Origin of the sequence: Bradyrhizobium centrosematis (assembly GCF_045571495.1) — a bacterium.
Classification (GTDB): Bacteria; Pseudomonadota; Alphaproteobacteria; order Rhizobiales; family Xanthobacteraceae; genus Bradyrhizobium; species Bradyrhizobium centrosematis.
In genome coordinates, this window is the sequence record NZ_CP120703.1 from 1,050,001 (window position 1) to 1,072,046 (window position 22,046).

General features: G+C 64.6%; 22 protein-coding genes (1 of these 22 running past the window's edge). 11 read left to right on the plus strand and 11 right to left on the minus strand.

The window, feature by feature from the left end; genetic code table 11:
- From P6U31_RS04975 to P6U31_RS04995, 5 genes are all read right to left on the minus strand, one after another.
- A protein-coding gene (locus P6U31_RS04975) for a TRAP transporter substrate-binding protein (protein ID WP_407187140.1) crosses the window boundary here: on the minus strand, positions 1-707 show its 5' portion. It extends 382 nt beyond the left edge of the window; only the first 707 of its 1,089 coding nucleotides appear in the window; its start codon is at positions 705-707; its stop codon lies beyond the left edge, outside the window.
- Between the two features lie 178 nt (positions 708-885).
- Positions 886-2,199, minus strand: a complete 1,314-nt coding sequence (locus P6U31_RS04980; protein ID WP_407187141.1) for an NAD(P)H-dependent oxidoreductase — start codon at positions 2,197-2,199, stop codon at positions 886-888.
- Positions 2,200-2,306: 107 nt separating this feature from the next.
- The gene (locus P6U31_RS04985; protein WP_407187142.1) at positions 2,307-3,107 is read right to left on the minus strand and encodes a phytanoyl-CoA dioxygenase family protein; all 801 of its coding nucleotides are present in this window, start codon (positions 3,105-3,107) and stop codon (positions 2,307-2,309) included.
- Between the two features lie 144 nt (positions 3,108-3,251).
- Positions 3,252-3,929, minus strand: coding sequence for a GntR family transcriptional regulator (locus P6U31_RS04990; RefSeq protein ID WP_407187143.1), 678 nt, complete (start codon positions 3,927-3,929; stop codon positions 3,252-3,254).
- 184 nt (positions 3,930-4,113) lie between these two features.
- Positions 4,114-4,971 (minus strand): sigma-70 family RNA polymerase sigma factor, encoded by an 858-nt coding sequence (locus P6U31_RS04995; RefSeq protein WP_407187144.1) that lies wholly within the window; start codon positions 4,969-4,971, stop codon positions 4,114-4,116.
- A 98-nt stretch (positions 4,972-5,069) separates the two neighbouring features.
- Between P6U31_RS04995 and P6U31_RS05000 the strand changes: the two genes are divergently transcribed.
- Entirely contained in the window at positions 5,070-5,525 is a 456-nt protein-coding gene (locus P6U31_RS05000; RefSeq protein ID WP_407187145.1) for a carboxymuconolactone decarboxylase family protein, read from the plus strand.
- Position 5,526: 1 nt separating this feature from the next.
- Here the strand turns inward: P6U31_RS05000 and P6U31_RS05005 are convergent, their stop codons facing one another.
- On the minus strand, positions 5,527-6,339 hold the full coding sequence (locus P6U31_RS05005; protein WP_407187146.1) for an alpha/beta fold hydrolase: 813 nt from the start codon (positions 6,337-6,339) through the stop codon (positions 5,527-5,529).
- Between the two features lie 2 nt (positions 6,340-6,341).
- Positions 6,342-7,160: an alpha/beta fold hydrolase gene (locus tag P6U31_RS05010; RefSeq protein ID WP_407187147.1), complete on the minus strand. Its 819-nt coding sequence runs from the start codon at positions 7,158-7,160 to the stop codon at positions 6,342-6,344.
- Between the two features lie 139 nt (positions 7,161-7,299).
- On the opposite strand from P6U31_RS05010, the gene P6U31_RS05015 reads away from it, so the two are divergent.
- The gene (locus tag P6U31_RS05015) at positions 7,300-7,842 is read left to right on the plus strand and encodes a methylated-DNA--[protein]-cysteine S-methyltransferase (protein WP_407187148.1); all 543 of its coding nucleotides are present in this window, start codon (positions 7,300-7,302) and stop codon (positions 7,840-7,842) included.
- A 41-nt stretch (positions 7,843-7,883) separates the two neighbouring features.
- Here P6U31_RS05015 and P6U31_RS05020 read toward each other — a convergent pair whose 3' ends face one another.
- Together P6U31_RS05020 and P6U31_RS05025 are read right to left on the minus strand one after the other, a co-directional pair.
- The gene (locus P6U31_RS05020) at positions 7,884-9,428 is read right to left on the minus strand and encodes an acyl-CoA synthetase (protein ID WP_407187149.1); all 1,545 of its coding nucleotides are present in this window, start codon (positions 9,426-9,428) and stop codon (positions 7,884-7,886) included.
- 117 nt (positions 9,429-9,545) lie between these two features.
- Positions 9,546-10,718 (minus strand): acetyl-CoA C-acetyltransferase, encoded by a 1,173-nt coding sequence (locus P6U31_RS05025; RefSeq protein WP_407187150.1) that lies wholly within the window; start codon positions 10,716-10,718, stop codon positions 9,546-9,548.
- 209 nt (positions 10,719-10,927) lie between these two features.
- Here P6U31_RS05025 and P6U31_RS05030 point away from each other — a divergent pair, with 209 nt between their 5' ends.
- The 8 genes from P6U31_RS05030 to P6U31_RS05065 all read left to right on the plus strand — a co-directional run bounded on the left by P6U31_RS05030 (position 10,928) and on the right by P6U31_RS05065 (position 20,058).
- Positions 10,928-11,530 carry a TetR family transcriptional regulator gene (locus tag P6U31_RS05030; RefSeq protein ID WP_407187151.1) on the plus strand — a complete coding sequence of 201 codons (603 nt, stop codon included), beginning with the start codon at positions 10,928-10,930 and terminating at the stop codon, positions 11,528-11,530.
- A gap of 55 nt (positions 11,531-11,585) precedes the next feature.
- Positions 11,586-12,344 (plus strand): SDR family NAD(P)-dependent oxidoreductase, encoded by a 759-nt coding sequence (locus P6U31_RS05035; RefSeq protein ID WP_407187152.1) that lies wholly within the window; start codon positions 11,586-11,588, stop codon positions 12,342-12,344.
- Between the two features lie 180 nt (positions 12,345-12,524).
- Positions 12,525-13,331, plus strand: coding sequence for an enoyl-CoA hydratase/isomerase family protein (locus tag P6U31_RS05040; protein ID WP_407187153.1), 807 nt, complete (start codon positions 12,525-12,527; stop codon positions 13,329-13,331).
- Positions 13,332-13,374: 43 nt separating this feature from the next.
- Positions 13,375-15,246 carry an AMP-binding protein gene (locus P6U31_RS05045; protein ID WP_407187154.1) on the plus strand — a complete coding sequence of 624 codons (1,872 nt, stop codon included), beginning with the start codon at positions 13,375-13,377 and terminating at the stop codon, positions 15,244-15,246.
- A 126-nt stretch (positions 15,247-15,372) separates the two neighbouring features.
- On the plus strand, positions 15,373-16,500 hold the full coding sequence (locus P6U31_RS05050; protein WP_407187155.1) for an acyl-CoA dehydrogenase family protein: 1,128 nt from the start codon (positions 15,373-15,375) through the stop codon (positions 16,498-16,500).
- Between the two features lie 118 nt (positions 16,501-16,618).
- Positions 16,619-17,863 carry an acyl-CoA dehydrogenase gene (locus P6U31_RS05055; RefSeq protein WP_407187156.1) on the plus strand — a complete coding sequence of 415 codons (1,245 nt, stop codon included), beginning with the start codon at positions 16,619-16,621 and terminating at the stop codon, positions 17,861-17,863.
- 116 nt (positions 17,864-17,979) lie between these two features.
- On the plus strand, positions 17,980-19,224 hold the full coding sequence (locus P6U31_RS05060; protein WP_407187157.1) for an acyl-CoA dehydrogenase: 1,245 nt from the start codon (positions 17,980-17,982) through the stop codon (positions 19,222-19,224).
- 135 nt (positions 19,225-19,359) lie between these two features.
- Positions 19,360-20,058, plus strand: a complete 699-nt coding sequence (locus P6U31_RS05065) for a nitroreductase (protein ID WP_407187158.1) — start codon at positions 19,360-19,362, stop codon at positions 20,056-20,058.
- An 85-nt stretch (positions 20,059-20,143) separates the two neighbouring features.
- Here the strand turns inward: P6U31_RS05065 and P6U31_RS05070 are convergent, their stop codons facing one another.
- Together P6U31_RS05070 and P6U31_RS05075 are read right to left on the minus strand one after the other, a co-directional pair.
- Positions 20,144-20,692, minus strand: a complete 549-nt coding sequence (locus P6U31_RS05070) for a sigma-70 family RNA polymerase sigma factor (RefSeq protein WP_018316216.1) — start codon at positions 20,690-20,692, stop codon at positions 20,144-20,146.
- Complete coding sequence (locus P6U31_RS05075) at positions 20,692-20,925, minus strand: NepR family anti-sigma factor (RefSeq protein WP_164937475.1); 234 nt, start codon at positions 20,923-20,925, stop codon at positions 20,692-20,694. The genes P6U31_RS05070 and P6U31_RS05075 overlap by 1 nt, the downstream gene beginning before the upstream one ends.
- A 221-nt stretch (positions 20,926-21,146) precedes the next feature.
- On the opposite strand from P6U31_RS05075, the gene P6U31_RS05080 reads away from it, so the two are divergent.
- Positions 21,147-21,953, plus strand: coding sequence for a response regulator (locus tag P6U31_RS05080; protein WP_407187159.1), 807 nt, complete (start codon positions 21,147-21,149; stop codon positions 21,951-21,953).
- Positions 21,954-22,046: the final 93 nt, after the last annotated feature.

Genomic DNA, 22,046 nt, shown 5'->3' on the forward strand with positions numbered 1-22,046 from the left:
CCCGGATAGTAGTAGTACTTCGCGACTTTCACGAAGCCGAGCTTCTCGTCGTCATATGGCCCGACCCATTCCGCCGCATCGATCGTGCCCTTCTCCAGGGCCGGATAGATGTCGCCGGCCGCGATCTGCTGCGGCACGCCGCCGAGCCTCGCGATGATGGTGCCGGCAAAACCGCCGACCCGGAATTTCAGGCCCTTGAGATCGTCGATGGTCTTGATCTCCTTGCGGAACCAGCCGCCCATCTGGGCGCCGGTCGATCCCGTGGGAACGCCGATCGCGTTATGCTCCTTCAGCAGGTCGTTGAGCATGTCCTGACCGCCGCTCCACAACAGCCAGGAGATGTGCTGGCGCGTGTTGAGACCGAACGGCAGCGACGTGCCGAAGGTGAAGGCGGGGTTCTTGCCCCAATAGTAATAGAGCGCGGTGTTGCCCATCTCGACGGTACCGTTGGAGACGGCGTCGAGCACTTGCAGGCCCGGCACGATCTCACCGGCCGCGAAAGGCTGGATCTGGAAACGATTGTCGGTGATCTCGGCAACGCGCTTGCAGAAATATTCGCAGCCGCCATAGAGCGTATCGAGTGATTTCGGCCAGCTCGCAGCCAGCCGCCATTTCACCTCGGGCATCGATTGGGCAACAGCCGGCGCGGCAACAGCACTGGCGGCCAGGCCAAGCCCGCCTGCCGTCAGAAATTTACGACGTTCCATGCATTCCCTCCCTGTCTTGTCGAGTCTCGACGAGGGATCGCGATCTTGTCGCCGCTTTGTCTTCGCCGGTGGCCGACGTTTATTGCGTCCGAAATTCTGTGTTCCCGGATCGAGAGGCAGGATGGACCAAAGGGAGACGGCAAATCAAGCGCACTTTGGTTGCGCTATCGCCGGTCCTTCAATGCTGCGCTGCGAACGCGGCCTCCATGGCCTTACGCGTCTTCACCGTCTCATTGCCGGCGTCGAACTCGACATCGCTCCAGCGCACTACCGCCCCGTGTGCGACGTCATGCTTCAGCTTCACGCGGTGCGCGAGGCCGATCGGCAGGGCGCCGGCCTTCAGGCTCGCGGCGGCCGGTATCAGCTTGCCCCACACCGTGTAGCCGCCTTCGCCGTCCAGCATTTCGCCCGCGCGCAGATTGCGCTTGGCGACCGCGGCGACGTCGCCGCGGAAGCCGCTAGCCTGGCCGGTTGGCTCGCCCCGCAGCGCGGCCGACAGCACCGAGATGTTCAACTCGAGCCCGATCAGATGATAGGGCTTGTACATCGCCGCATAGCGTCCGCTGGCGTCGGTCTTGAGGCCATATTGCTTGAAGCAGTCGGCAGCATAGTCGTTCGGCGCCTCCAGCACGACATAGACGCCCCAGCGCAGATCGCGAAACACGGGCCGCCCGTCCCGCTCCAGCGAGGAGACGACCTCCACCACGCCCGGTCGCTCCAGCACGCCGCCGCGCGAACGCGGCCGCATGATGTGCGGCAGATCATCGACGCCGCAGGGTGGAAACAGCAGGCCGTCCGCGGGAACGTCGAGGGCGCAGGCATTGGCGATCGCGGCCATCTCGATCGCAGATTTGGTGCCGTCGAGAAACGAGTTGAACATTTGCGGATTCATGCCGGCCGACTGCGCTTCGCCCGCGGTCAGGCCGTAATGCTGCCAGACGCCGTCAGGCGTCACGTCGTGGTAGGCCGGCAGATATTTCGTGCCCTTGCCGGCTGCGACGACGCGGAAGCCGGTGGCGCGGGCCCAATCGACCATCTCGGCGGTCAGCGCCGGCTGGTCGCCATAGGCGAGCGAATAGACCACGCCGGCCTTGCGCGCCTCCTCGGCGAGCAGCGGGCCGGCCAGCACGTCGGCTTCGACATTGACCATCACGATATGCTTGCCCGCAGCGATCGCGGCGCGCGCGTGGCGGATACCGACTGCGGGATTGCCGGTCGCCTCCACCACCACATCCATCGCGCCGCCGGCAATGGCGCGCGCGCCGTCATCGGTGAAGACGGTCGCCGCGATCCGCTCAGTGCTCCAGCCCACCGTGCGGCAGGCCTCGCGCGCACGTTCGCGGTCGAGGTCGACGATGATGGGTACCTCCAGCCCCGGCGTGTGCGGCACCTGCGCCAGAAACATCGAGCCGAACTTGCCCGCGCCGATCAATGCGACACGGACAGGCTTGCCGGCGGACGCGCGGGCCTGGAGGAGGCGGAAGAGGTTCATGGGGGAGTTTCCGATGATACAGGGATTCGTGAGACGCGTGTCTCCATCAGTTCGTCATGCCCGGGACAAGCCCGGGCATGACGACTGAGGATGTTGCACGCGTAGATTTACTCTGCCGCCTGCCGTGGTGCACGGGCAAGTCGCAGCAATGCGTCGTCGTCCACGGTCTTGATCGGCGAAAAATCGCGATGGGCGATGTAGTCCGGCCGGGTGGGCTTGCGGATGTAGTTCGAGACCGCGTTCAGCGTCAGGTACACGATCTTGCGCGGGTAGGGGGTGATGTTGCCGCTTGATCCGTGCACCAGATTGCCGTGAAACATCAGCATGCCGCCGGGCTTGCCGGTCGGCGCGACGATGCCGCCCTGCTCGACGAGGCGCGTCACCGTCGCCTCGTCCAGCGTCCACAACGGATAGGAGGTGGTCGCGAGGTCATGCGAGGCTTCGAGATCGCCGGCGTTCTGGCTGCGCGGCACCAGCATCAACGGGCCGTTGATCGGCATCACCTCGTCGAGGAAGATCGCGATGTTCATCGCGCGCGGCTCCGGCATGCCGTCGTCGCGCTTCCAGGTGCCGTAGTCCTGGTGCCATTGCCAGACGTCGCCGGTGATGGCCGATTTCGCATTGATCTTGAACTGGTGCATGTAGACGGGTTCGCCGAACACCTGCTCGACCGGCTCGATCATGCGCGGATGCGCGCCGAGAATGCCGAACGCCTCGTTGTAGAGATGCGCGGCAAAAGCCGTGCGCGGCGCGCCGCTCTTCTCGCGCCAGACCTCCGGCCGGTTGGCGTCATAGATGCCGACCGCCTCGCGCGCCAGCAGGTCGACCTCCTCCTGGGTGAACAGCTCAGGCAGGAACAGCCAGCCTTCGCGGTGAAAGAACTCCAATTGCTCCTGGGACAGTTTCATCGGGTCGTCCTCCTGTTGTGTTTGTTTCTTGTTTTCTCTCTCGTCATGGCCGGGCTTGACCCGGCCATCCACGTCTTTGCTCCACCTCCGGAAGAACGTGGATGCCCGGGACAAGCCCGGGCATGACGGCGTGCGTGTAAATCGCTACGCCGCCGCCTCGTCCGTCGCCCTCAATCTCTCCTCGGTCATCCGTCCTGCCGTCTGCGCGTGCGCGAGCGCGGCGCGCTCGGCCGCCTTCGCGTTGCCTGCGAGAATGTGCCTGGCGATGTCGGCGTGCTCGGTCCAGGCGCTGTCGCGATAGTCGAGCTCCGACAGCACCGTCGCCATCGAGCGGCGCATATGCGGCCATTGCGGCGCAATGGTCTCCTCGATCACGGGATTGCCGGCGAGCTGATAGATCGCGCGGTGAAAATCGACGTCGAGCACGATGAGCTCGGCCAGCGTCGTGTTACGGTCGATGCGGCGGCCGGCCGCGAGCGCCGCGTCCAGCCGCGCGCGTCCTGCGGCATCGGTTGCGGCCCGCTCCGCGGCGAGCCGCGCCGCCAGCGCATCGATCGCGCCACGCACCTCGTAGAGCTGGCGGATGCGCGAAGGATCGAGCTGGGTGACCTCGAAGCCGCGCTTGCCGCTCTCGGCGACGAGACCTTGCCGGTGCAAGAGATGCAGCGCGTGCGATACCGGTTGGCGCGAGACGCCGAGCTTGTCGGCCAGCTCGTTCTGGCGGATGCGCTGACCGGGCTCGAGCGTGCGGTCGGAGATCGCCTCGAGGATGCGCGCATAGACCTGGTCGATCAGGTTCGGAAGCGGGTCGAGAGGGATCACACCGGCAGCTCCGAGGAATTGGGAATACGGAATTCCGTATTCGAAGCTACGCTTTGTGAGGTAGGCGCGTCAAGCGGTATCATAGGGTGACCTGACGACTTCGCGTCATGCCGGCCAAGTCATTGATTTGTCGAGGCTCGTCTACTGTGCATGGGGTTGTTTTCGCGATTTTGGCTCCGCGGCCTCAATGCTCCAGCACGTCCACGTCGAGCGCCGCGATGTGCTCTGCATCGGCCAGCGCCTCGATCCCGGCAATGCGGTCGCCCCTGAACGTCACGCGCAGCGCGATGCGCAGCTGTCCGCCGAGGATGACGGCAACGCCGATCTCGCCGTCGACCAGCGCCGTCCGCGCGGCCTGGGCACGGCCCTTGTAGAGCTCTGCGACCGCATCCGCGCCGCGGATCTCCGCCAGCGTGCCGAGCCGTACCGCGGCCTGATCGGCGCGGAATACGACGTCGGGATCGAGCATGGCCAACAACCCCTCGAAATTGCCCTCGCGCGATGCCTTGAGGAAGGCATCGACGATATCGCGCTGGCGTGACAGGTTGGTCTCGGGCACCGGCACTCCCTGTACCCGCCGCCGCGCCCGGCTCGCGAGCTGACGCGATGCGTCGACCGAGCGGCCGACGATCGGCGCGATCTCCTCGAACGGTACCGCGAACATATCGTGCAGCACGAAGGCGAGCCGCTCCGCGGGCTGCAGCGTCTCCAGCACGACCAGCAGTGCAGCGCCGACAGAGTCAGCCATCTCCGCTTCGCGCTCGCGCGTCTCTTCGACCGGCTCCGGCACATGCGGGCCGATCGGCTCTTCCTTGCGCGACTTCCGTGCGCGCAGCATGTCGAGGCAGATGCGTGCGACCACGGTGGTCAACCAGCCGCGCAAATTCGCGATATCGGACATGTCGTAGCGGCTGACCCGCAGCCAGGCTTCCTGCACGGCATCGTCGACCTCGGCGCGGGAGCCCAGCATCCGGTAGGCCACCGCTCTGAGGTGGTCCCTGCTGGCCTCGAATTGCTGCGCCAGAAAATTTTCTTCGTTCATCGTCACATTCCCTCGTCGCGATCCGTCATGCCCATGACGAAGCCAATCCGGTCGATGTGACCGGAACCTTCGACATTCGCGCAATGGAGACGCAAAAAATGCACGCCCGCATGAATCACCCCGTCATGGTCCTGCCCGAGGCCATGAATGTCCTGCAGTCCCTCGGCAATTTGACCAAGCAGGGCCTGCCGGAAAAGCTCCTGGAACTGGTGCACCTGCGCGCCAGCCAGATCAACGGTTGCAGCGTCTGCGTCGACATGCATCCGAAGATCGCCCGCAAGCTGGGCGAGACCGACGAGCGCCTGTTCGCGGTGTCCGCCTGGCGCGATGCGCCTTATTTCACCGACGCGGAGCGCGCCGCGCTGGCGCTGACCGAGGCGGTCACGCGCCTCGCCGATCGCGAGGATCCGGTGCCGGATGCGATCTGGAGCGAAGCCGACAAGCATTTCGACGAGCGCGAGCTCGCAACGCTGATCCTGGCGATCGCAACTATCAACGTCTGGAACCGCTTGAACGCAACGATCAAGATGCCGGTCGGCGTGTGGAAGGTGTGAGCTACTTCGCCAGAAATCTGCTCACTACTTCGCCGAACTCGAGCGGCGCCTGCTCGAACATCCAGTGGCCGGCGTTCGCGATCACCGCCGTCTCGGCGCCGGCGATGTGCGCGGCGAGCACGCGCCACATCACCGACAGGCTGCCGGTGGTGGCGCCGCCGCCGATCAGCAGCGTCGGCATCCTGATGGCCTGCGCATCGGTGAGCGTATAGGGCCGGCGCTGCTCGTTGATTTGGCCGAGGAAGGTGAGCGCGTTGTCGCGCAGCTGCTGCTTCGCCGCCGCAGGCATGCGCCGCCAGGAGCCGTCGCCCTCGATGCCTTCGTAGAAGTTCTGCAGCGCGCCCTCGAGGTCGCCGGCGCGGATCATCTCGACCGAGCGGGCCGTGCGGGCTGCGAGCGGCGGATGTGCGGGCGTGCCTGCCGGCACCGGCAGGCTGGCGTCGAGGTCGCCGCCGGGCTCGGCCAGCACCAGTTTTCGCAATAGCTCGGGCCGGGCCTGCGCCACGCGGAAGGCGATGTGGCCGCCGCGCGAATGCCCCATCAGATCGACAGGTCCAGGCTTCACCTGTTCGATGAAGGCAATCATGTCGGCGACGTGCTGCGCCATCTTGTAGTCGTCGCCGACGGCATCCCAATGTTCGGGAAAAAAGTGCCGCAGGCTGACCGCGATCACGCGATGAGCTTTCGAGAGCGGGCCGAGCACCGAATACCAGGTGCGGAAGTCTCCGAGCGTGCCGTGCACGCAGACCAGCGGCGGGCCGCTTCCGACCTCGAGATAGGCCATGTCGTAGCCGTTGACGCGGAAGCTCTGCATGATCAGCTTGCCATGAAGTCGAGAACCACTTCGGAGAATTTCTGCGGCGCCTGCTCGAACATCGGATGCGTCGCGTTCGGGATGATCGCCGTCTTGGAGTAGGGCACATGCGCCGCGAGCGCATGCAGCACCTTTGGCAGCAGTCCCTTGGTCCGCGCGCCCAGGATGAACAGCGTCGGCATCTTGATGGCCTCCGCGTCCGCCTTCGAGAACGGCGGGCGGTTGTCGCGAACCTGGCCGATCAGCGTAAAGGCGTTGTCGCGCAAATTCTGCTTCACCATCGCCGGCAGCCGCGGCCAGGTGCCGGCGCCTTCCAGCGTGTCGACGAAGACGGCAAGGCCGCCATCGACATCGCCGGCCGCGATCTTCTCGGCCGAGGCGGTGAAGCGCGCCAGCAATGGCGAGGGGCCGCCGACGTAATCAGGATCGAGACTCGCATCGAGTTCGCCGCCGGGCTCCGCCAGCACGAGGCGCCGCAGCAGATCGGGGCGCTGCTGAGCGGCGCGGAAGCAGATGTGCCCGCCGCGGGAATGGCCCATCAAATCGACCGGGCCGAGGTCGAGCTTCTCGATGAAGGCGATGATGTCCTGGACATGCTGGGCGATCGAATAGGTGTCGCCGACCCCATCCCATCTTTCCGGGAAGAAATGGCGCAGGCTGACCGCGATCACCCGATGCCGCTGCGTCAGCGGCCCGAGCACGCAGCCCCAGACGCGGAAATCGTTCAGCGAGCCGTGCACGCAGACCAGCGGCGGCCGGCCCCTGTCTTCGCCCACGTCGAGATAGGGCATGTCGTAACCGTTGACGTGGAGGCTTTGCATTCGGGACTCGCGAGACGGGGCGGAACTCCTGTGCAAGATTCCCGGAAACCGGGTGGATCGCAACTATTTCCAAGCCTAGATTTAAGCCGAGAGCACATTGGGGGCATGCGACGAGGACGCGGAGTTCAGGAACCAAGCCATGACCGACCAGCATTTCGCCCTGTTCGATACGAAGATCGGCCTTTGTGCCATCGCCTGGGGTCCGCGCGGCATCAACGGCACGCAGCTGCCGATGGGCGGCGAGCAGAAGATCCGCACCCGCATCAGCCAGCGCCATGCCGACGCCACCGAAACCGAGCCGACTGCCGAGGTGCAAGAGGCGATCGACCGCATGACGAAACTGCTGGCGGGCGAGCCGGATGATCTCACCGACATCCCGCTCGACCTCGACGGCGTGCCCGAGTTCAACCGCGGTGTCTACGAGATCGCCCGCGCGATTCCGCCCGGCAAGACCGTCACCTATGGCGACATCGCCAAGCAGCTCGGCGGCGTCCAGCTGTCGCGCGATGTCGGCCAGGCGCTCGGCCGCAACCCTTGCCCGATCGTGGTGCCCTGCCATCGCGTGCTAGCCGCCGGCAACAAGCCCGGCGGCTTCTCGGCCAATGGCGGGGTGGTGACCAAGCTGAAGATGCTGGAGATCGAAGGCGCGCTGGTGAACCACACGCCGAGCCTGTTTGATTGAGATGGCTGCCACCCCTCCCCTGGAGGGTGAGAAAGAGCGTCTCAAATCTTCGCCGTCGTCTTAGGCCAATACTTGTCGCGCAGATGCCGCTTCACCAGCTTGCCGGTCGGCGTGCGCGGCAGCTCGGCTTCGAAATCGATCGAGCGCGGGCACTTGATGGCTGAGAGCCGGCCCTTGCAATAGACAATCAGATCGGCCTCCAGCGCCTTGCCGGCGCGGCTCATGTCGTGCGGCTGCACCACCGCCTTGACCTCTTCTCCCATCTCCTCGTTCGGGACGCCAAACACCGCGACGTCGGCGACCTCCGGGTGGGTGATCAGCACGTCCTCGGTTTCCTGCGGGTAGATGTTCACACCGCCGGAGATGATCATGTAGGACTTGCGGTCGGTGAGATAGAGGAAGCCGTCCTTGTCGAGATAGCCGACATCGCCGAGCGTCGACCAGCCCTTGGCGTTGTAGGCCTTCTTCGTCTTCTCGGGATCGTTGTGATAGGTGAAGGCCGGCGCGTCGGCGAAATAGACCGTGCCGATCTCGCCGACCGGCTGTTCCTCGTCGTTCTCGTCGAGAATCTTGATTTTGCCGACCACGGCGCGGCCGACGCTGCCGCGGTGCGCCAGCCATTGCTGCGAGTTGCAGACGGTGACGCCATTGCCTTCAGATCCTGCGTAATACTCGATCAGGATCGGCCCCCACCATTCGATCATCTTCGCCTTGACGTCGATGGGGCAGGGCGCGGCGGCGTGGATCGCGCCCTTGAGGGTGGAGACGTCGTACTTCGCGCGCACCTCGTCCGGCAGCTTCAGCATGCGCACGAACATGGTCGGCACCAGCTGCGATTGCGTCACCTTGTACTTCTCGACCAGCCTCAAGAACTCCTCGGCGTCAAAATGCTCCATGATGATGGAGGTGCCGCCGAGCACGATGGCCATCATGTTGAAGCGCAGGGGCGCCGCGTGGTAGAGCGGCGCTGGCGATAGATAAGTACTCTCCGCGTTCATGCCGCACATGTCGGCGCAAAGCACCCGCAGGAAGGCATTCGGCACGCCGATCCTGTTGCCTTCGAAAGCCTTCTTGATTCCCTTGGGCCGGCCGGTGGTGCCGGACGAATACAGCATGTCGTAGCCGGCGACCTCGTCCGCAATCGGCGTCGTCGGCTGCGCGGCGGCTTCCTTGTCGTAGGAGCGGAAGCCGGGCAGAGGCTCGTCCATCATGTAGAAGATCGGCTCGCCGGGCGTGCCCTTGATCAAGCCTTTGATCTGGTCGGCGCATTTCGGCGTGGTGATCACGACCTTGGCGCCGCAATCGGCGATGATGTAGTCGATCTCGTCCTGCTTCAGGTAGCGGCTGATCGCGGTGTAATAGAGCCCGCTGCGCTGTGCGGCCCAGCAGAGCTCCATGAAGGCGAGGCGGTTCTCCATCAACAGCGCGATGTGGTCGCCGGCCTTGAGACCGAGTGAGCGGAACAGCTGCGCGCCCTGATTCGAGAGCTCGTCGAGCTCGCGATAGGTGATCGCCTTGCCGGTCCCGGCCATCCGGTAGGCGATCTTGTCGGGCGTCGTCTTTGCGTGGATGGAGGGGTGCGTCATGGCGTTTCCTCAAAACGCGAATGGCGAGTAGCAAATGGCGAATAGGGAAGAGGGGCAAACCGCTCTTCGCCTACTCACCATCCGCTACTCGCCACTCACTACTCGCTTTTGTTCTTCTTACAGTCGTTCCACGATCGTCACGTTGGCCATGCCGCCGCCCTCGCACATGGTCTGCAGACCATAGCGCTTGCCGCGTTGATGCAGAGCGTGCACCAGCGTCGTCATCAGCTTGGTGCCGGAGCCGCCGAGGGGGTGGCCGAGCGCGATGGCGCCGCCGTTGACGTTGAGGCGCTCGGGATCGGCGCCGGTGGTCTTCAGCCAAGCGGTCGGCACCGAGGCGAAGGCCTCGTTGACCTCGAACAGATCGATGTCGCCGATCTTCATGCCGGCCTTCTCCAGCGCACGCTTGGTGGCGTGCAAGGGAGCATCGAGCATGATCACGGGATCGCCGCCCATCATGGTCATGTGATGGACGCGCGCGAGCGGCTTGACGCCGAGCTGCTTCAGGCCCTTCTCGTTCACGACCATGACGCCGGAGGCGCCGTCGCAGATCTGGCTGGCGCTGGCCGCGGTCAGCTTGCCGTTCTCGGCGATCAGCTTGACGCCCTTGATGCCGTCGAGCGTGACATCGAAGCGGATACCTTCGTCGATGTGGTGGGTGTCCTTGCTGCCGTCGGCGCGGGTGATCTCGAGCGGAACGATCTCGTTCTTGAAATGGCCTCCCTGCGTCGCCGCGATCGCGCGCTGATGGCTCTGGTAGGAATATTCGTCGAGCTCATCCTTCGAGAGGCCGTACTTCTCGGCCATCATCTCCGCGCCGGTGAACTGGCTGAACACGATGTTGGGATACTTCTTCTCGATGCCCGGGCTCTTGTAATTGCCAAAGCCGTTCTTGGCTGGAAGCTGCGAGGACAGGCCCATCGGCACGCGCGTCATCGACTCCACGCCGGCGGCGATCACGACATCCATTGCGCCGGACATCACGGCTTGTGCGGCGAAGTGCAGCGCCTGCTGCGAGGAGCCGCATTGGCGGTCGATCGAGGTGCCCGGCACGCTCTCCGGCAGCTTCGACGCCATGACCGCGTTGCGCGCGACGTTGTTGGACTGCTCGCCGACCTGCATCACGCAGCCCATGATCACGTCCTCGACCTGGGCCGGGTCGACCTTGGTGCGGTCGACCAGCTCGTCCAGCACCTTCGCGGCGAGATCGGCCGGATGCCAGCCGGCGAGGCGGCCCCCCTTGCGCCCGCCGGCGGTACGCGCAGCGGCGACGATATAAGCCTCGGCCATGTCGGTCTCTCCCTGAATTCTTGAATGGGTTGGTTGTCGGGGCGGATTTAAGGGACGGGAGATCGTTTAGTCAATCGATCAATTAACTCTTGTGATGAGACGCTGCTTGCGCTTATCTGCGCCCCGTTTCCAGCGGCCAAACAGGGATCTCCGTGGCTACCAGCGTACCGAACAGGCTTCCGAGCGGGAAAAATTCCACGGCGGAGAAATTGCTGGTGGCCGCGAGCGAGCTGATGATCGAACGCTCCTCGATCGAGATCTCGCTCTCCGATATCGCGCAGAAGTCGGGCGCCAACGCCGCGCTGGTCAAGTACCACTTCGGCAATAAGGACGGCCTCTTGCTGGCGCTGCTCGCGCGGGATGCCGCGACCGAGATGTCCAATCTGGAATATCTGCTGGCGCAGCCGATCACCGCGACGGCGAAGCTGAAGCTGCATATCGCCGGCATCATCCGCGCCTATCACCGGTTCCCCTACATGAACCGGCTGATTCACTATCTGCTGCACGAGACCAGCGCGAGCTCGGCCGATGAAGTCTCGAAATTCTTCGTGGCGCCGCTGCTGGATTTCCACCGCCGCCTGCTGGCCGACGGCGTCAGCCGTGGCGAATTCCGCCCCACCGATCCGGTGCTGTTCTACACCAGCCTGATCGGCGCGTGCGATCACCTCTTTTTTGGCCGGCACGCGATGTCCCGCGCGACCGGCGTCGGCCCGGTCACCGACGACGTCTGCCGGCAATACATCAAGCACATGGAAACGCTGATCTGCGGCGGCATCCTCACGCAAGCCGGGGAAGCTGCCGCTGCCGGATAGTCCGGCCGATCGTTCACAAGTCTAGAGAAGAAACGTTCAAGGAAAGGTACAAGCGATGCAGTTGAAAGACGTAGCCGTTCTCATCACCGGCGGTGGTTCGGGCCTTGGTGCCGCGACCGCCCGCGCCATGGCGGCCAAAGGCGCCAAGATCGGCGTGATCGACCAGAGCAAGGAAAACGCCGAGAAGGTCGCCGCTGAGGTGAAGGGCGTCGCGCTGCATGCCGACGTCACCAGCGAAGAGCAGATCAAGGCGGCAATCGCCAAGGCCGAAGCCGCACACGGCGTCGCGCGCGTGCTGATGAACTGCGCCGGCATCGGCGGCTCGCAGCGCATCGTCGGCCGCGACGGCGTCTACCCGCTCGAAAAGTTCGCGCGCATCATCAATGTCAATCTGATCGGCACGTTCAACTGCCTGCGGCTGTTCGCCGAGCGCCTCGTCACGATCGAGCCCGTCGGCGAAGAGCGCGGTGTCATCATCAACACGGCATCCGTCGCGGCCTACGAAGGCCAGATCGGCCAGATCGCCTATTCGGCCTCGAAGGGCGGTGTCGTCGGCCTGACCCTGCCGGCCGCGCGCGATCTCGCCAGCCAGAAGATCCGAGTCAACACCATCGCGCCCGGCCTGTTCTTCACCCCGCTGCTGATGGGTTTGAACGAAGAGGCCCGCAAGAGCCTGGGCGCCCAGGTGCCGCATCCCTCGCGTCTCGGCGATGCCAGTGAATACGGCATGCTCGCGGTGCACATCGTCGAGAACCCGATGCTGAACGGCGAGACCATCCGCCTCGACGGTGCCATCCGCATGGCGCCAAGGTAAAGCGCTTTCTTCCTTCTCCCCTTGTGGGAGAAGGTGGCGCGAAGCGCCGGATGAGGGGCTCTATCCGCGGAGACAGACCCCTCACCCAAGTGAGCTCTTGGCTACTGACGTACATGCCCTCTCCCACAAGGGGAGAGGGCGCAATAACCGCCACTCTAAGAGCGGATGCAGGAGCGCCCCATGTCCCAACCGCTGCTGATCGAGCATGACGACGGCGTCGACCGGGTGACGCTGAATCGGCCCGAGCACCTCAACGCGCTCGATCCGGCGCTGATCGATGCGCTCAACGTCTACTTCCAAAGCCTGCAGCGCAATCGCGACACCCGCGTCGTCGTGCTCAAGGGCGCCGGCAGGAATTTCTGCGCGGGCCTTGATCTCAAGGCCGCGATGGCCCGCCGGGCCGGGCAGCAGGAGCCGCCCGGCGTCACGGAGTCGTTGGATTCGCAGCGGCGCATCGCCGACATCGTGATGCTGATGCGGCGATGCCCGCAGCCGATCCTGGCGTTGGTGCAGGGCGCAGCCGCCGGCGGCGGCTTCGCGCTGGCGCTGGCTTCTGACATCCGCATCGCGACGAGATCGGCGCGGATGAATTGCGCCTTCATCAAGCTCGGGCTCGGCGGCTGCGACATCGGCACCAGCTATTTTCTGCCACGCCTCGTCGGCGTCTCCGTCGCATCCGAACTGATCCTCACCGGACGCTTCATCGGCGCCGAGCGCGCGCTGGCGGTCGGCCTCGTCTCGGAGGTCGTGGACGAGGACAAGCTCGACGCGGCGGCCGAGCCCTATGTCGAGGCGATGATGACGGCTTCGCCCGTGGGGCTGCGGCTATCCAAGGAATGCCTGAACATGAGCGTCGATGCGGGATCGCTGGAAGCGGCGATCGCAATTGAGGATCGCAACCAGGTCCTGTGCAGCCGCTCCGAGGAATTTTCGGAAGGCATCAGGGCCTTCCTTGAGAAGCGAAAGCCTGTCTATATCAAGCGCTGAACCACGAAGATCCGCAAAGGACAATAATTCCGGGAGACGCAAAATGAGTGGAAGTGCGGCGGCTGTGATAACAAAGCCCGCCTTTCGCAAGGTGCAATGGCTCAAGCGCGACATCGACGTCGAGCGCCGCGCCGACGGTACGGTGGTGCTGAAGTCGCGCATTCCACTGCAGACTTACGAGCAGCACATTCCGGCCTCGCTGGCGAAATGGGCGAAGGAAGCGCCCGAGCGGATCTGGCTGGCGCAGCGCGGCGGCCCGAACCGGGAATGGCGCAAGGTCTCTTATGGCGAAGCCAAGCGCACGGTAGATGCGCTGACGCAAGGCCTGCTCAATCTCGACCTCGATGGTCGCCCCGTTGCGATCCTGTCCGGCAATTCGATCGAGCATGCGCTGATGACGCAGGCCGCGATGCAAGCGCGCGCCCCCGCGGCGCCGGTGTCGCCCGCCTACTCGCTGATGAGCCACGACCACGTCAAGCTGAAGTACCTGTTCGACCTGATCAAGCCGGCCGTGGTGATGGTGCAGGACGGGCCGACCTTCGAGAAGGCGCTGCGGGCGCTCGATCTCACCGGCGTCACCGTCGTTCATGTCGCGCGGCCATGTGAGGGCATCGAGAGCGTCAGCTTTGCCGAGCTCGCGGCAACGCCGGTGACGCCGGACGTCGATGCGTCGATCGCGAAGATCACGCCGCAGACGGTCGGCAAGCTGCTGTTCACGTCAGGCTCGACCGGCATGCCCAAGGCCGTCATCAACACGCAAGAGATGATGTGCGCGAATGCGGCGATGATGATGCAGGTTCGTCCCAGGGATCCCAGCGGACCGATCGCGACGATGCTGGATTGGATGCCGTGGAATCACACCATGGGCGGCAATGCGGCATTCCACCCGATCCTGGTCGATGGCGGCACGCTCTATATCGACGACGGCCGGCCGATGCCGGGCCAGTTCGAGGAGACGCTGCGGAACCTGCGCGAGATCTCGCCGACCTATTACGCCAACGTGCCGGCCGGCTATGCCGCGCTCGCGGCCGCCATGGAGAAGGACGACGCGCTCTGCCGCTCCTTCTTCAAGAACCTCTCGATCATGGCTTATGGCGGCGCACGGCTGCCGGATGATCTCTACGAGCGTATGCAGGCGCTCGCCGTGAAGACCACCGGCGAGCGCATCGTGTTCTACACCGGCTGGGGCTCGACCGAGACCGCGCCGACCTCGACCGGCACCTATTGGGATACCGAGCGCGTCGGTCTGATCGGCCTGCCGTTTCCCGGCGTCGAGTTGAAGATGGTGCCGTGCGGGTCGAAATACGAGCTGCGCCTGCGCGGCGTCAATGTCACGCCCGGCTATTTCGGCCAGCCTGAGCTGACCCAGAAGATGTTCGACGAGGAAGGGTTCTACTGCATCGGCGATGCCGGCATTTTCGTCGACGATGCCGATCCGGTGCAAGGCATCATCTTTGCCGGCCGCGTGGTGGAGGACTTCAAGCTTACCACGGGCACGTTCGTGCATGTGGGCTCGCTGCGGACCGATGCGATCGCAGCCGCAACGCCAGTCGTGCACGACGCGCTGGTTGCCGGGCAGGACCGTGCCTTCATCGGCCTGCTGGCCTGGCCGAACCTGCATGCCTGCCGGCAGCTCGTCGGCAATCCCGATCTGAGCTTTGCGGACGCGGTGAAGCACCCCGAGGTGATCGCCTGTTTCAGGCGTGGGCTGGAGACCCACAACCGGGAGTGCGAGGGCGCCAGCAGTCGCATCATCGCGCGTGCGATGCTGATGGTCGAGCCGCCCTCGATCGACGGCAACGAGCTCACCGACAAGGGCTACATCAACCAGCGCGCCGGCCTGGAACGCCGCGCCGCGCTGGTGGAGCGGCTCTATGCGGATAGGCCAGATGAAGACGTGATCGTGCTGAAATGAATTCGTCATTCCGGGGCGACGCGTAGCGGCGAACCCGGAATCTCGAGATGAATAAGTGACCTCTAGATTCCGGGTTCGCGACTTTCGTCGCGCCCCGGAATGACAGCAAGAAAAAGGTAAGCCGCCATGAACTTCGATTTCTCCGACGATCAAAAACAGCTCCGCGATCAGGCCCGCAAGTTTCTCGCCGAGAAATGCTCGCCCAAGGCGGTGCGTGTCGTGCTCGACGGCAAGGCGCCGTACGACAAGGAGCTCTGGAAGGGTCTCGCCGAGATGGGTTTTCTCGGCGTCGCAATCCCCGAGGAGTTCGGCGGCGCGGGCGCCGGCCATCTCGAGCTGTGCGTGATCGCGGAAGAGATGGGCCGGGCCAACGCGCCGGTGCCGTTCTCCTCGACCGTGTACCTCGCCGCCGAAGCGCTGCTGCTCGCCGGCAGCGACGCCCAGAAGAAGAAATGGTTGCCTACGATCGCTGCGGGTGAGGCGATCGGCACGCTGGCGCTGTTCGAGGGCAAGGGCAACCCGTCGCCGAAGAACGTCAAGCTGACGGCTGCGAACGGCGTGCTCAACGGCGTCAAAAGGTCGGTCGCTGACGGTGCGATCGCCGATGTCGCGGTGGTTGCCGCGCGCACGGGATCGAGCGGGCGCGACAGCGACATCTCGCTGTTTCTGGTCGATCTCAAAGCTGGCGGCGTCGAGGTGAAGAGCCTCACCAATCTCGATCCAACCCGCGGACAGGCCGAGATCACTTTCAGAGATTGCAAGGCTGAGCCGCTCGGTGCTGCCGGCGAAGGTTGGAGCATTCTCACCCAGCTGCTCGACCGCGCCGCGGTGCTGTGCGCGTTCGAGCAGGTCGGCGGCTCCGACCGTGCGCTGGAGATGGGCCGCGACTACGCGCTCGACCGCATCGCCTTCGGCCGTCCGATCGGCTCGTTCCAGGCGGTCAAGCACATGCTCGCCGACATGTACGTCTCGGCGACGTTGGCGCGCTCCAACAGCTATTACGGCGCCTGGGCGCTCTCGACCAACGCGGCCGAGCTGCCGGAAGCCGCGGCTGCCGCCCGCATCAGCGCGACGCAGGCTTTCCAGCACTGCGCCAAGAACAACATCCAGGTTCACGGCGGCATGGGTTTCACCTGGGAGTTCGACTGCCACATGTACTACCGCCGCGCCAATGCGATGGCGCTGGGCCTGGGCAGCCTGTCCTATTGGGAGGATCAGCTGATCGACCGCATGCGGAAGAAGAACGCGGCGTGATGTCATTCCGGGGGCGCCGCAAAGCGGCGAACCCGGAATCCAGAGAAGAGTCAAATAACGTCGAGATTCCGGGTTCGCGCTACGCGCGCCCCGGAATGACGGAAGAAGAGAAACCGAGATGAATTTCGACGACACCCCGCAGGAAGCCGAATTCCGCGCGACCGCCCGCGCCTGGATCGGCGCCAACGCGCCGAAGCAATACGAGGAGGAGCTGCGTAAATCCTCGCTCGGCCGCACCGTGCTCAAGAACGCCAACATTCTCGAAGTGGCCAAGGCCTGGCAGAAGAAAAAGGCCGACGCCGGCTGGGCCTGCCTGCACTGGCCGAAAGAGTATGGCGGCCGCGGCGCCTCGCCGATCGAGCGGGTGATCTGGCAGCAGGAGGAGGGGCCGTTCGGCCAGCTCTCCCGCATGTTCATCATCGGCCACGGCATGTGCGGGCCCACCATGATGGCGTTCGCGCGCGAGGAGCATAAGCGCACATATCTGCCGCCGCTCGCCTCCGGCGAGAAGGTCTGGTGCCAGCTGTTCTCCGAGCCGGCCGGCGGCTCGGACGTTGCGGGCCTGCGCACGCGCGCCGAGAAGGACGGCGACGCCTGGGTCATCAACGGCCAGAAGATCTGGACCTCGGGCGCGCATTATTCCGACTACGGCATTCTGCTCACCCGCACTGATCCGACCGTGCCCAAGCACAAGGGGCTCACCATGTTCTTCCTGGACATGAAGAGCCCCGGCGTCGAGGTGCGGCCGATCAAGCAGGCGGGCGGGGCCTCGGATTTCAACGAGGTCTATTTCACCAATGTCCGCATTCCCGATCATCAGCGTCTCGGTGAGGTCGGTGACGGCTGGAACGTCTCGCTGACCACGCTGATGAACGAGCGCAGCGCGATCGGCGCCGCTGTCTCGACCGGTTTCCCTGAATTGTTCGAGTATTGCTCCAGCCTGATGCTCGACGACGGCCCCGCGATCGAGGATCGCGCGGTGCGCTCGAAGCTTGCGAACTGGGCGGTGAAGGCGAGCGGGCTGAAATACACCAGCATGCGCGCGATCTCGGCGCTGTCGAAAGGCGAGCGGCCGGGGCCGGAAAACTCGATCGGCAAGCTGGTGGCGGGCTCCATGATCCAGGACGTTGCGACCTACGCACTGGATCTGCAGGGCGCGGCGGGCGTCGTCAGCGGTGATGATGGCGAGCTGGCCGGCCGCTTCCAGGCCATGCTGCTGCGCGCGCCGGGCACCCGCGTCGAAGGCGGCACCGACGAGATCATGCGCAACATCATTGCCGAGCGGGTGCTGGGCTTGCCCGGCGATATCCGTGTCGACAAGGACGTGCCGTTCAACAAGATCCCGACGAGGGGAAGGAAATAGCCGTCATTCCGGGGCGGCTCGAAGAGCCGAACCCGGAATCTCGAGATGCGTAAGTAACCTCTGGATTCCGGGTTCGCGCGTTGCGCGCCCCGGAATGACAACAAAAGGGAAGCGCCATGAATTTCGACGACACCCCGCAGGAAGCCGCATTCCGCGAGACCGCGCGCAAATGGATCGATGCCAATGCGCCGAAGGAATTGCATGCCGAGCTGTCGAAATCCTCGCTCGGCCGCATTCGTCTTGCCAACCACGATATCGTCGATGTCGGCAAGGCCTGGCAGAAGAAGAAGTTCGAGGGCAATTGGGCCTGCCTGCACTGGCCGCGGGAGTATGGCGGCCGCGGCGCGACGCCGATCGAAAAGGTGATCTGGCAGCAGGAGGAGGGCGTCTACGGCAAGCTGACGCAGCCGTTCCAGATCGGCGAGGGCATGTGCGGCCCGACAGTGATGGCCTTCGGTAGCGAGGACGCCAAGCGCCGTTATTTGCCGAAGCTGGCTTCGGGCGAGGAGATCTGGTGCCAGCTGTTTTCCGAGCCGTCCGCCGGCTCCGATGTCGCAGGGCTTCGCACCCGCGCGGAGAAGAAGGGCGATAATTGGGTCGTCAACGGCCAGAAGATCTGGACCTCGGGCGCGCATTATTCCGACTATGGCCTTTTGATCGCGCGCACCGATCCCAAGGTGCCCAAGCACAAGGGCCTCACCATGTTCTTCCTGGACATGAAGAGCCCCGGTGTCGAGGTTCGCCCCATCAAGCAGGCCAACGGCATGCAGGAGTTCAACGAGGTCTATTTCACCGACGTGGTGATTCCCGACAGCCAGCGGCTGGGGGCCGTCGGCGAGGGCTGGAGCGTGTCGCTGACCACGCTGATGAACGAGCGCATGTCGATCGGTGCGCGGCTTGCGACCGGCGTGCCTGAGATGTTCGAGTTCTGCTCCAACCTCATGCTGGAGGACGGGCTTGCGATCGACGATCCCGCGGTGCGCTCGAAGCTGGCGAGCTGGGCCGCAAAATCGAACGGGCTGAAATACACCAGCTACCGCACGATCTCGGCGCTGTCGAAGGGCGAGCGGCCGGGCCCGGAGAACTCGATCGGCAAGCTGGTGTCGGGCATGATGCTGCAGGACATCGCGACCTACGCCATGGACCTGCAGGGCGCGGCCGGTGTTCTCACCGGCAACGACGAGGAGACGGTGCAAGGCCAGTTCCAGCAGATGCTGCTGTCCTCGCCCTCGATGCGCATCGCCGGCGGCACCGACGAGATCCTGCGCAACATCATCGCCGAGCGCGTGCTGGGCCTGCCCGGCGACATCCGCGTCGACAAGGACGTGCCGTACAACAAGATCCCGACCAAGGGGCGGTGATCCCACCTCTCGCTGCATCTCGCAGGGTGGGCAAAGCGAAGCGTGCCCACCATATGCAGGTGTTCCGGGCAAGTCTGTCGTGGGCACGGCGCGAGGCGCCTTTGCCCATCCTACGAGAAGAGCGCGAGCTGATCCATGGACGCTAAAGTCAACCAGAACGACCGCATCGGCGTGCTCGAAGAGCTCCTCAACGAGCGCTACTCCGTCCGCGCGTTCCTGCCAAAGCAGGTCGACCGTGCCACCATCGAGCATGTGCTGACCACCGCGCAGCGCACCGCGTCCTGGTGCAACAGCCAGCCGTGGCAGGTCGTCATCGCCAGCGGCGAGGCCAAGGAGCGCTTCCGCAAGGCGATCTATGGGGAAGCCTCAAAGGGTCTGGGCGACGATTACGATTTCACCCCGCCGCGCGAATATATCGGTGTCTATCTCGAGCGCCGCCGCGAAAGCGGCTTTCAGCTCTACAACACGCTCGGCATCGCCCGCGGCGACAAGATGGCCTATGCCAAGCAGGCGCTGGAGAACTATAATTTCTTCGGCGCGCCCCATGTCGCGATCATCCACACCAACGAGCCGCTCGGCATTTACGGTGCGATCGATTGCGGCGCCTATGTGAGCAATTTCATGCTGGCGGCGCAGGCACTCGGGCTCGGCACGATCCCCCAGGCGGCGCTCGCGCGCCACTCCGGACTGATCCGCCGCCATTTCAATCTGCCCGACGACCGCCGCATCGTCTGCGGCATTTCGTTCGGCTATGCCGACCATGACCACAAGGTCAACAGCTACCGCACCTCGCGCGCCAGCGTGGCAGATACGGTGACCTTCGTGGACCAGTGATCGAGGGCGCCGTCGTTCGGACACACGAAGGCGGCCGCGGAAACGGCCGCCTTCGCCTTCGCCTTGGTTCGCTTGACGCCGGCCGTCAGCCGCCGCTGCCGCCGATCACGGCTCGCACGGTCTCGTCCGGTCCGAAGTCCTCGGCACCGTCGACATAAAGCAGCGCGGCGAGCTTCGAACGGGCGCGGTTGACGCGGCTCTTGATCGTTCCGACGGCGCAGCCGCAGATCGAAGCCGCGTCCTCGTACGAGAAGCCGGAGGCGCCGACCAGGATCAACGCTTCGCGCTGGTCCTGCGGAAGCTTGTCGAGCGCCGTGCGAAACTCCTCGAACTCGAGATGCGCGTTCTGGGACGGTTGCGTCTTCAGCGTCTTGGCGTAGTTGCCCTCGGCATCCTCGACCTCGCGCCGCCGCTTGCGATAATCGGAGCGGAACAGGTTGCGCAGAATCGTGAACAGCCAGGCCGGCAGGTTGGAGCCGGGCTGAAACGAGTCGATGTTGGCGAGCGCGCGGAGCAACGTCTCCTGCACCAGGTCATCGGCGCGGTCCGCATTGCCGCTGAGCGAGATGGCGAACGCGCGCAGACTGGGTACGGCCGCCAGGATGTCGTTACGCAGGGAGTCCGTGAGAGGCATTAATCCCTCCCATTGTTGTTGTCGTTAGATCCCCCGTCATTTTCCACTTGGGGTGCCGCTCCCTGGGCATCAAGCTTCTTGATCAGTTCCGCGAACCGATCCGGAACCCCCTGCCGCACCACGTCGTCGTACATGGCGCGCAGCTGGTGCCCAATCCGGGATTGAATCTCCGGAGTGAGCCCTCCCTTGCCGGGGGTCGTGCTTCTGGTTGCTTGAGACTTGAGATCTTTCATGACCTGTTCCACGTTTCCCCGAGTTAAGTGACTGTAAATTCGAGAATTTTTCTCAACCGGGAGCCGTTCCCTGGATAGGCTCAATTCCAGGTTCGACAAAAAGTTCCCAGCGAGGCGGAACTTTTCTTGGCCTGAGGCGTAATCAGCCCAGCAGGGGAACCCCGGGCCCCCCGCGTAACGCCCTGGACCTTAAGGCCGGCCCGAAGATGAATGGAGTGGGGATGTCCCGTTCACAGCTCGTTGCTGAACATTTGCCGTTGTTGCGTCGGTATGCGCGCGCCCTGACCGGTAGCCAGGCCTCCGGCGACGCCTATGTCGCAGCCATGTTGGAAGCCATGCTGGGAGATCCGGCGGTGCTCGACGAGAGCCATGGGCCGCGCGCCGGCCTGTTCCGGTTGTTCACCCAGATCTGGAATTCGGTCTCGGTCAATGACGATTCCGAGGTCGCGACCCTGCCGATGCCGCCCGAGCGTCGGCTGTCGAACATCACGCCGCTGCCGCGGCAGGCTTTCCTGCTGCTTTCGCTGGAGGGATTTTCGGAAGAGGAAGTCAGCTATATCCTCGGCACCGACGTGGCGGAGACGCGGCGGCTTGCGGATGCGGCAGGCCGCGAGATGGCAGCGGAGATTGCGACCGACGTGCTGATCATCGAGGACGAGACCTTCATCGCCATGGATCTCGAAAGCCTGGTGAAGAATCTCGGCCACAATGTCGTCGGCGTCGCGCGCACCCATGCCGATGCCGTGGCACTGGCCAAGAACAAGCGGCCGGGCCTGATCCTCGCCGACATCCAGCTTGCCGACGGCTCGTCGGGCCTGGACGCGGTCAACGAGCTGCTGCGCACATTCGAGGTGCCGGTGGTGTTCATCACCGCCTATCCGGAGCGCTTCCTCACCGGCGAGCGTCCCGAGCCGGCCTTCCTGATCTCGAAGCCGTTCCAGCCCGCGATGGTATCGGCGGTGGCGAGCCAGGCCCTGTTCTTCCAGCGTAACTCGCGCAATCGCGCGCCGAAGGCGCCGGCGGCGTAAGGAAGGCGTCATTCGCGAAAAGATCGGATCCGGCGTGCCGCAAGGCGCGCCGGATTTTTCATGATCGCTTGCTGCGCTTGACGGATATCGAAT